Genomic DNA, 11,205 nt, shown 5'->3' on the forward strand with positions numbered 1-11,205 from the left:
TTGAAGAATTACGGAAACGATTTTGCCGCAGACAGGATGTGATAGAGCATCAACTAGTCTTGCATGGAACTGGGTGCCGTTTAGATAATACTTGACCAGTGGAGAGACATGCAGCTGGGTTGACCTTCCGGAAATGTATATTTTTGACATCACAGAAGACCTCTTATAATCATCATCACCATCGAAGACCGCCTTTACCGTATAGACGTCAGGAGCCAAAGTAACATTCAAGTAAGCCCTGGCATTTGCATCAGTTGCTGTAATGTATTCCCGGCCATCTAAAATGAATCTGATTTCCTTGTTTTTAAGCAGAGTTCCATTGACATCGCTTAACACAACATAATAGTCTGTGGAACTCAATAGCTGATCTTCACCTTTAAGCAATACGGTTTTTGTTTTATTGTCAGCAGATTCGACAATTACCGTATTGACATTGCTGCTTGGCAAATACAAATCATTGCCTTCATAAGCAACATTGACCAGATAACTGCCGTAACCCAAGTTTAAGTTGAAAGTCAGGTTGCCGTCAGAGGATGTGAATCCTGTTTTATTCAATATGGATTCTCCATCAAAATCAAATACGCCAATCATGACCCTTGAAGAGGATATTCCAACATTCAACTCATCAGTCAGTTGGATTTTAAAGTCCAAGGTCTGATTGTCGAATGAAACGGCATCATGGGAAATGATATTTGAGGAAATCTTATCGGAATCGACGACCAACACCCTTGAAGATCCGTTTGAAGGCAAATAGTTTGGATTGCTGATGCTGTAGCTGACAATGTGTTCACCAACATCCAGATTCAGCAACAGCTTAGCAATTCCTTCAGTGTTTGTGGTTAGATTCTGGGAGATTTTGCCGTCAATGTCTACAAGTATCTGCATATTTCTGATTGGAGAATTGTTAACGTCCCGAAGTCCAATATCCAATATTCGAGATTCGTCCTTTTTTATGACCAGGTCATTGGCAAATATTCTTGTCGGTGTTTTAAAGACGCTGATTTTGTTTGAACCTGATGCAAACAGATTATAGTAAGTGTTTGAATACTTGTATGTGATATCGTATTCTCCAGGATTTAAAGTGATTTTCAGTCTTGCTAGACCGTAGACATCTGTGTTAAGGTTATATGTGCTTGACCATGTTCCGGATGACAATGTAGCTGTGATTGTCTTTCCATACTGGCTGTATGCATTCGGGTCATTGAATCTTATGATGAAAAATTTGTTTTCGCCGTAATACTGAACGAGGTCTGAGGCATTTATGAAAATATCCTGGGGAGCAACATCATTGCTTACGACAATCGTTGCCGCACCGGTTGAATCCTCATACCACAGGCTTCCTCCATAGTCCATTGTGGCCAGGTAGTTTCCTTCACCCATATCTATCCTGAACGATGCCTCCCCATTTGCGTCACATGTCTGGGAATACTGTTTTACAAGCTCACCCTGATAAAGGCTTAAAGTTATTGTCTCACCGTTGATTCTTTTGCCGTACATGTCGCTTAAAACGACTGTGTAGATTCCATTGACCGGAATGGTTGCATGGTAAAATCCTGAAAGCACTGTTAAAACCTTTTCGATTTTTATAATTCCAGTGGACAGTGAAGATCCGTAAACCTCATCGCCTATATACTCCACCTGTATATTGTAAGTGCCCGGAAGATAGTTGATTGTCAGGCTTGCAACTCCAAGTTCATTGGTCTTCAGTGTGAACCTGTCATTGATTGCACCCTGCGTTATTGTTACAAAGACGTTCTCGTCACGTATCCGATTTCCGTAAACGTCCTTTAGGGTAATGTTGTAGAGATTGCCCTCACCATATAAGGTAATGCTCGGAACAACAATTGTGGTGTTGGCGGGATTTATGACTATGTGTGATGTGGCATTGCTGTATGAATACCATGAGTTGCCCCTGAATTCGGACAGTACCGTATATTCACCTGTGTCCAATGTCAACAATGCTTCTCCCACACCGTAATTGTCCGTTACGACATTGATTACCCTTAACTGACCGTTGGAATTGAAGACCGTGAATGTCAATGTCAAGTTTCTTAGCTTGTTGTCGTTTTCACCTGTTAAAATCGCAGAAAACCTGTTGGTTTTGCCGTAATAGGTATGATTATATGAAACCAATATTGTCGGAGAGATTACGATTTCGATTATTGCGCTGGCAGATGATTTTGTAAAGTAGCCGTTGCCCAGATATTTAACCTCAACGGAATATTTTCCGACAGGATAGTCCACGTTAAACTCCGCATGACCATTGTCGTCGGTTGAAAGTGTAAATGTCTTTGCAGAAGTTTCATCGCTCACCTCAACAAGCAATGTCTGGTTGGAAATCTTGAATCCGTTAACGTTCTGCAAAGTTATTGAATACCTATTGTCCCTGCCCTTGAAGGTTACATCATCAGCTATGATATCGGTATGGGTATTTCTGACATTCACTTCCATCAGCTGATTGTCTATTCTTGCATATGCCTTGAAATCATTGTTGAAATTGCAATTGAGTACCGCATAGGCAACACCATTATTCATGGTTATGTTTTCGGGTGAAATCTCGCCGTTGTCTATTTCAAACAGAACGAGCCTCTTCTGGTTGAAGTTTGAAATCTGGCGGATGTTCCCATAGTCATCCACACATCTGGTCAGGGAAGCCCTGATTTGCTTGTTTGAAGAGTATTCCACAGACATTATTATCCAATCGGATACTGTCAGTGTTCCAAGGAACTTGTATATCTTATCAGAACCCGGCTTTTGATTGTCTCCCCACCAGTTTGTAGAGTAATCGACATTTCCTGAAGCTGAAAAGATATCATTTCCGCCGTACAGTGCGGTGTTGTTTACGAATGCGCAGTAGTGAATTTCAAAAGTGTTGGCAACCGCCCCTCCAAATGCCGCACGATTATATTCGAATGTCGAATTCAATATTGAATTGGCCGATGCAATGCCCTCTCCGACAAATGCACCGTCACCGTCCTTGTGGAGGTTTGTATTTTTAGTGAACCGGCAATCATATATTTCACCTGCCCTGACTAGGGCACTGCTTCTATAGGTAGGGTCAGTGTTTTCAATGAATATGGAATTGCTTACACTGTTTGCAATGCATATTGGTCCCTGATTTCCTATAAAGGAACAGTTGTTTATGAATCCGGAAAATGAACCGTAGTCATCATGGATTAAAAATCCTGTGCCGCTGCTTGAATAGCTATCGGAACCGGCAAAGACATTGTTTTCAAATAGGGAATTTTCAACATAGGCATATAAACCATACTCATCAGCATAATCCAGCGGCACACCCAATAGGGCACTCCTTGAATAATAGTATGGATGCAGGTTAACGATGCCTATCTGATTGTTCTTGAAAGTTGAATCATAAATTTCTATTGGACTTGTTACCGGGAAAATGCAGTTATAGCTTTCCAATCCTACAATCGTATAATAATTTGTGAATCTTTCAAAGCTTGTGTTGATGATGAATGATTTGGCAACGCCTGAAATGGCTGATCCCTTGATATCACTGAATCTGCTGTCTTCAATAACAACAGTTCCTCTGTTTTCAATGCCTCCTGAAGTGTAAACAACGCCTGCTGAAGTGATATTTGTAAATGTGGAGTTTACAATCCTCAGATTACCTCCGCTCACCAGAAAAATGGGGTCGTCATATTCCCTGTCGCTTACGGTAAAATGAATGTTCTTAATTGTAAGGCTGCCCCATTCCTTGATGTTGAACATGCTGAAGGAGTTTGACCTTACAAGGACAGTGTCATTGAAACCTATTATTGTAATGTTTTTTGTGATTGTAACATCGGAATCGGCAGGGTTTTTATTGATTCCCCCCAATATGCATAGAGTATTTCCATTTCCAACCCTTGAAAGGGCATACTGCAGAGTCAAAAAGGGCTTTTCATAGGTACCGTCTTCGGGTCCGTCATGGCCGTCGGGAGACAGATAATAGGTATACTCTGAAATTGCATTTCCCACATTAAGCACAAGCCTTTGCCTGTCAATTACTGCATAAACCTTGCCGTCGACGGTGTTTCCAATCAGATAGTTGTTTGTTATCTTATCCAAAGCCTTATAGGATGAGGCGAACTTTCCGCTCTGTGATTCAAAGCTTACATATCTTAAAGGAAGGTACTCGTCTGCACTGAATCCATAGGTATTTACGCCATCACTCCACCTGTTCAAGGTTACTGTAAACTCTCCTGTAGGATTTATTGGGATTGATGCATTTTCATATTCAAATGTTGCAACAGCCCAGTAGCTTACATTGTAATTGTTAAAGTATGACAGGGAAGGGCCTGAGTTTATTCCCCACCAGTTATATGGAGCATAGAGATAATCATATTTTCCCCCGCCGTACATGTTTGCAAGAATTGCACAGTATGTTATATTCAGATTTGAGTATCCTGATGAAATGTCGCAGCTGAAGGTTGAATGTATTGCTGTGAAATTACAGTAATACACTGACAGTCCTATGGAATAGGAACTTTGCTGATTGAACTGAGATTTTGATATGTTTACCTGCGAATTTCTAAAGCCGGCACGATTGGCGAGCCTTGAATTGGACAATGATACAGCAGCCTCTTCCACTTCCAGCAGATCTATGCTGGCGCCATCTATGAAAATATTTGCCCCTGTATATGAAAAATCATCGTATTTGCTGTTGGATTCTATTTCATCAACCCTTGAATTATGTATATTCAAATTCCTATAGTTATAGACCGTTGAAGAGACGTCCTGATTTGAATAGACCAAAGAGGTGGTCAATTTTGAATCAATTATGGTACACTCTCCCAAATTAACGATAACCTGCGCCATATTTTTTGATTTGGAGTTTGTGATAGTGGTGTTTACCACATCCAGATTTTTCTGATTGAATATTGTTCCCATTACGCTGTTCATCTTATCGAATGAGCAATCGCTGATTTTCAGATTTCCATTATTGTTTATGATTGCCAATTGGGAATAGCTGTCGGTGAAACCGTTGACAAACTTAATGTTTTTGAGAGTCAGACAAGCAGACGAGGATATCTTAAAAAACGAAAAGCGGTTTTCGCCGTCAATTATTGCGTTTCCTTCACCTTCAATTGTCAGGTTCCCGTTTATATTTATTTGGGTGTTTAAGATGCCTTTGTATGTTCCTTCATGCAGAATTATAGTTGAATTGGCAGGACTGGAAGAAACGGCATGACCTAATGTGGCATATGGAGACTGCTCATCACCTGAGTTATCGTCTCTTCCCCCATTGCTTACATGAATCGTGTTGTGCTGAATATCCCCCTCACCAATGGTCATGTTGCCGTCATCTGCACTGACGGCGGCTATTGATGCCAAGAATATAAATATCAGTGTGAAAAGAATCAGTTTTTTATTAATTTAAAACACCCCTATTACCGACCAGAAAGAATCAGTATTCCTCCTCTTCCTTTTTATTGTTACGCCTATATCCGATTACAAGCAATATCAATGTTATTGCAGTTAATATTAAGAAAATCATGAATGATGAATCGTCATTTAACAGTTCATCCACTTTTTCATCAAGTTCGTAGTATTTGGCCACATCCTGAGAGTCTCCAGAACCTGAAGAGCTTCCGCCCCCACCCTGAGAGCTTGAAGCTGCGGAAGCCGCATTTGAAGTACTTCCGACAGATTTCAAATTAGGATTATAGCTGGAGCTGTTGGTTCTGCTTAAGCTGTCCCTTTTGACATCCCCGTCAATTTTTGAATCGAGTGATGCATCAAAGCTATTCGCATCTGCATCTCCCTTAATGTTTTGGCCACGATAGGAATTCCATCCAAGGGAACCCAACGGCCCGTTATGTCCATTGCCTATTCCTCCATAGCCCATATTGGAGCCGTCACCATTTCCGCTATACCTCCAGTTTCCATTGCCGTTGCCGGAGTTGCCTATTGAAGTTCCGGTAGATATGCTGGATCCTGTAGATGAAGGATTGGTGTTGGTGGATTTTCCAGAGCCGTCATTTCCACCACTTCCTTCCTTATCAGGATTATTGTCAGGATTTGAAGTTTCAGGACCTGAAATGACCGGATTCCATTGAATCCATTCCTTATACCATGGCCTGAATTGACTATTTGAAACGGCCCATACCGAATCGTCAGGCCCTATGCGTCCATTATTGATTCCCCAGTAATTGTATCTCATGTCTATAGAGGCGCTTCCACTTGCATAAATTGTACTGCTGGCAGGTGCGACATTGTTTACAATATTGCTGTCCCGAATGAAGACATTGCTTGTACCGAACTCGAATGCCCCTGCCCTGTTCAATGCCCGATTGTTGGATATTGTTGAGTTGTAGATATTCAGATTGTCCTGAATGTGGCCATAATATGAGTAGGAAGTATATTCAAGCGCCCCTCCGTAACGGGCAGAGTTGTTTGAAATGACCGTTCTCATTATAATGAAGTTCTTGGATAGGACCAATGCCCCTCCGCTGATTCCTGCAATATTGCCTGCAAACACTGAATCCAAAATTTGACCGTCATTTGCTTTTGCATATAATGCTCCACCATCCTCAACTGCCTGGTTGGAGTAAAATCCGGAATCGGTTATGTAGAACCTGTTAAAAGTACCGTAGACAACTCCTCCATCATATCCAGAATTATATGGGAATTTACTCATGTCGTTGTCTCCTGAGGATTTCCGGGTATCGTTGGCACGGTTGTTAATGAATGTGGAGTTTTTAACTTCCAAATCGATTTTTGATACATAGCTGGATTTTGATGAGAAACTGTCAACAATCGCAGCTACTGCACCACCATATTTGGCGCAATTATCTTCAAATATTGAATTTTCGATTGATATGGATGTATTGGTGTAGATTGCCCCGCCGGATCCGATTGGAGTATTGCATATGGATGAAACCTGGTGAATATTTCCCACATCAATTGACCATGCGGTAGTGTGCAATCTGAGTGCACAGTAATCGAGAGTGGTTAGCGCAGTATTGTTGACGAATGTGGAATCCCTGATTGTGAGAGGATTTCTGGTATTTGTAAATATTGCTCCTCCATGAACACCTCTGTTGTTGTAGAATTGTGAAGATTCGATTGTGGTTTTGCCGAAATCTGCAATTGCTCCTCCCCAATGGGCAAGATTATCATATACGGCAGAGTTTGAAATTGTCAAATCACCATAATTCAGGATTGCTCCGCCCAAACCGGAATTTCTGCAATCTGTGGTATATGCATAGTCGATTTCGCCGTTGTCCTCATAGACCACATCAACCCAATGGGGATGGGAATTGTCAAAATATGATGAGGAGTTGCAGATTATTGAGTTGTCAATGACAAGCTGGCCTCTGTTGACAAATGCTGATCCCCCGTTCACATTATGTGCATTCCTGATTACGACTCCTGAAATGAGCATGCTGCAGGACTTTTCAATGTCAAATAACTGGGATTGTTCAGCATCAATAATGACCTTGCCGGGATTTAGCGAAACAAGATTTATGTCCTTATCGACAGTTATGTTGAATTCTGTGTAAGTTCCCCCATATATGTGGATTGTCGAATGCTTCAATGCGTTTTCAATTGCATGTGAAATGCTTGCATAGGGCTTTTCCTTACTTCCGTCTCCGGTAATGTCGCTTCCATTGACGCATGAAACGAAAACATCAGCGGGAGTATTAGAATGAACCGTATCAAATGGAGCATAGACCGCCCCATCGGCTATTTTTAATCCGTTGGAGCTTATCAGATAATTTTTTATAACCTCATTAAACAGGGCTTCATCAGACTTGATCATTACCGCATAATCATCGCCGGTTTTGGAATGGGAAATGATGTCATTTTCACTTACCACATTTGATTTTGATTTGCCCTCGAAATAAATTGCCGCCAGGCCGCTTCCATTGGCGACAATTGAATTTTTGCTTATTTTGCCATTGCGAACGTTTGTCGCCTTATAAACGAACATTGAAGATGCATTGGCAGTGATTGTATTGCCGACAATCTCATCAGAATCGGAGCTGCGGGAAGTGATAAAAATCAAATCATCACACAATCCGTTGAATGTGTTGTTTCTCACTGCAGTTGACTCACCGCCTGCAATGGCGATGACTGCAATTTTATCCGAAGTGATATTGAATATATTCGAAGCTATTATGCTTCCCTTTGCATTGTTTATGTTAATTGCATTATTTTTTGTGTTGGCTGAAACGTTATTGTTCAAAAATACATTATCCAAACCAAAATCAATGGTCAAAATGCAGTCAAGCAGTGAACTGTTGCATATGAGAACATCAGAACAGTTGTCGAGCTGAATTGTAGAATTGACAAATGAAACATTGGCAATCACTGACTTTGAGGCATTCCGGTTCAGTATGATTGTCACGGTTGCCGGAACGTCAAAATCATATGAGGAAATTGTCAGTTCCTGATTTATCTTTAGAATCTGATTTTTGGTTAGGTTATACATCAATAAGACATCGCCGGACTCTAAAACGTCCTGACACAGATTTCCCTCACTGTCAAAGTAAACATCATAATTTTCATCATCGAGGACATGATAGTTGCCGGATTTGTTGACAAGACAGTCATCTGTTAAGTTGATTAATGTAATTGGATGGAGAGCATTTGTATGGATTAGATTGTTCTCTGCAATTGTGTTGTTAGTATTTTTAATAATGGCTATTGCCGCATTGCCTATGCCCAATGCATCAGAGATTCCCCTGATTTTTGACAAGTCCCCTCCAAAAACGGACAGGGAATTGTTTGCAATGGAAATGTTGTCTGAGCGATAGACGCCAATTCCGTAAACTCCACTTCCGACGCCATAAAGTGTATTGTTTGCAACGGTGGAGTTTTCAACCATGTGAAGTTCAATCAGATACGCCATCTGTTTTGAATGGACAATGATTTCATTGAATGAAACGTTGAGCCCATTCAATTTTCCGACCACATCGGCAAATGCAATACCGTAGGCATAGTCATCGGAGATTATATTGATTCTGTTTGATATGAAATCACTTTCCGTCAGGATATCTGTATATATCGCTTCACAAACTCCTGTTGAAATCATTATAATTGTATTATCCTTGAATAATGCGCCTTTTGATATTTTTGCGTTTAGGTCTGAAGCTATTGCCGAGACCGCATAAGTATATTTCAATTTGGAGTTCACATAAATGTTGTTTTCCATAACGGTCAGATTGTCGCAGACTCCTCTGATTTCAATCGGACTGGAATCTGCACTGCCGTTTTTAAATATTTCCGTTATGTTATTTCCCAAAATGGTTACGTTAGCTACATAATCAACCAGAATAGCTTTTCTGCCGTTGTTGATGAAATTGAACCCTTCAATCAATGATTCATCAGCATCCCCCTTCAGAATGATTGTGACGTTATAAAGCAGATTGCTTCGCTTGTTGCTGATGAGTTTTACCTTATCGGAAAATATCAGGTTTTTGTTGGTCAAAAAGGTTAGAATGACAACCCTGTTGTCCTTTAAATCATGCTTGAAATTGCCATCATCATCAAAATACCTGTAGAAATTGTTATCGTCAATGACAATGGCTGTTGAATTCAGGATGACTCCATTGATTTCATTGTCCTCTTCAGTATTGGACTGCTCATCTGTTATTTCCTTAAATATGCCGACACTTGCATTGGTAATGATGACATTGTCCCTGATTGTAGTGTTGTAGACCAGACCGGTTATGTAAATGCCGTAACTGTCGCTGGTAATCCTGTTTTGCACAATCGTATTATTATAATACCTGTTGTCATGGGATTTTGAAGGGATGGCTATTCCATACTTGTTTGTTGTAATGACATTGTCTTCAACAAAATTGGAGCTGCCGAGAACTGATATTCCTGAATCATGATTGTTTTTAATCCTGTTTTTGAAAACCCTTGTGTCATCTCCGCCGACAGAAATCCCGACACCGTATCCGGCAATGTTTATGATGTTGTCATGAGCAGACACATGATTTTTAACGGATAACCCCACACTGACATCGGCGAATGTGATGTTGTTGTTTTTAACTTCACAATATGAATTGCCTGAACAGCTGGCAGATATTCCAACAGATTGGCTTTCTCCAAAGACATTATTGTCATGGACTGTGAAATTGCTTCCGGTAACGGCAATTCCCACTGAGCTGTCGTTTACTACATTGCCGTATACGGAAATGTCATTTCCATCCAGATTCACACCAAATGACCCCTTAATAATAGTATTATTCGCAACTACAGTTCCGTCATGTTCGGCATAGGTCATCTGCAGGATGATGGACATTGCCCCATTACAGAAACCCTTCAGATAATTATAAGAAATCACATTGCCCAGACATAGTGGAGATCCGGAATAGTCTGCATGGCCAAAGGGATTGAAGTAAATCAGATTGGTAACAGACAAATCGGAATAGGAAAGTACCTCCAGGCTGTTATTGGAAATCAGATTGTAATGGCATTGCCCCATAATTATAACGGAGGTGACATAGGTCTTCATGTCATTATGAATAATCCTGTTATTGCTTGACCATCCCATCGGCATTGCATAAACTCCTCCCGTATTGGCAATCCTGATGGTATTGTAAGCAATCGTGTTGTTGTTGGAATGTGTCAGCCATATTCCATGAAGCTGCCCGACATTTACGCCTGAAAGAGTTAGAGTACCTTTTGTATTGTTGATGAAAAGGTTTTTAACGGTTGAACCGTCACTTCCCCCAATCAGATGAATGAACCCGTTGGTTATTACATCCCCCTCGGATATCGGCATTATTGTAAGCTGGCGGTCAATGACGAAAGCCCTGTTTGAAATATTGCCTATTTTTAGGGTATCTCCCTTTGAAATTCCGGAACTGTCCAGAATCTTACCGGTTCTCATGTTGAAGTAATTGTCATAATTGTCCTGAGTAACTTCAATGGTTTTGGGACTGGTCATTATATCAGAGACCTCATAAGCAACAGCATCCTCATGTACTGGATTTTCCATACTCAATACTTCAAAGGGTTGTAATTCTTCAATTGAAGATGCATTGTTCTGATTGAATTCAGCGCCGTCGGATGCACATGCAAAATTCATCGCCAGGCACGCCAGACAAAGAATCGTCAACGAAATCAATAATTTCCTTTTTATGCTTTCACCTCCATCATAGTTAATCTAATCCAAATCGCCTATGATATAAATTTTTAACTAAAATATATTTAAATTTTATTAAAAAACAGGTGAATAACTGA

At 40.6% G+C, this 11,205-nt stretch carries 2 protein-coding genes; both read right to left on the minus strand.

Going from position 1 to position 11,205, the window contains the following annotated elements:
* Window positions 1–5,337 (minus strand): Ig-like domain repeat protein (locus tag ACJMLO_RS04700; RefSeq protein ID WP_405294406.1); only part of this gene is annotated, 5,337 nt, incomplete at its 3' end.
* 73 nt (window positions 5,338–5,410) lie between these two features.
* Window positions 5,411–11,050, minus strand: coding sequence for a right-handed parallel beta-helix repeat-containing protein (locus ACJMLO_RS04705; protein WP_405294408.1), 5,640 nt, complete (start codon window positions 11,048–11,050; stop codon window positions 5,411–5,413).
* Window positions 11,051–11,205: the final 155 nt, after the last annotated feature.

The organism is Methanobrevibacter sp., assembly GCF_045120835.1.
Lineage (GTDB): Archaea > Methanobacteriota > Methanobacteria > Methanobacteriales > Methanobacteriaceae > Methanocatella.

Coding starts and splice junctions, on each gene's coding strand:
- ACJMLO_RS04705 (WP_405294408.1), bottom strand. CDS start 11,050: ATGAATTTTGCATGTGCATCCGACGGCGCTGAATTCAATCAGAACAAT.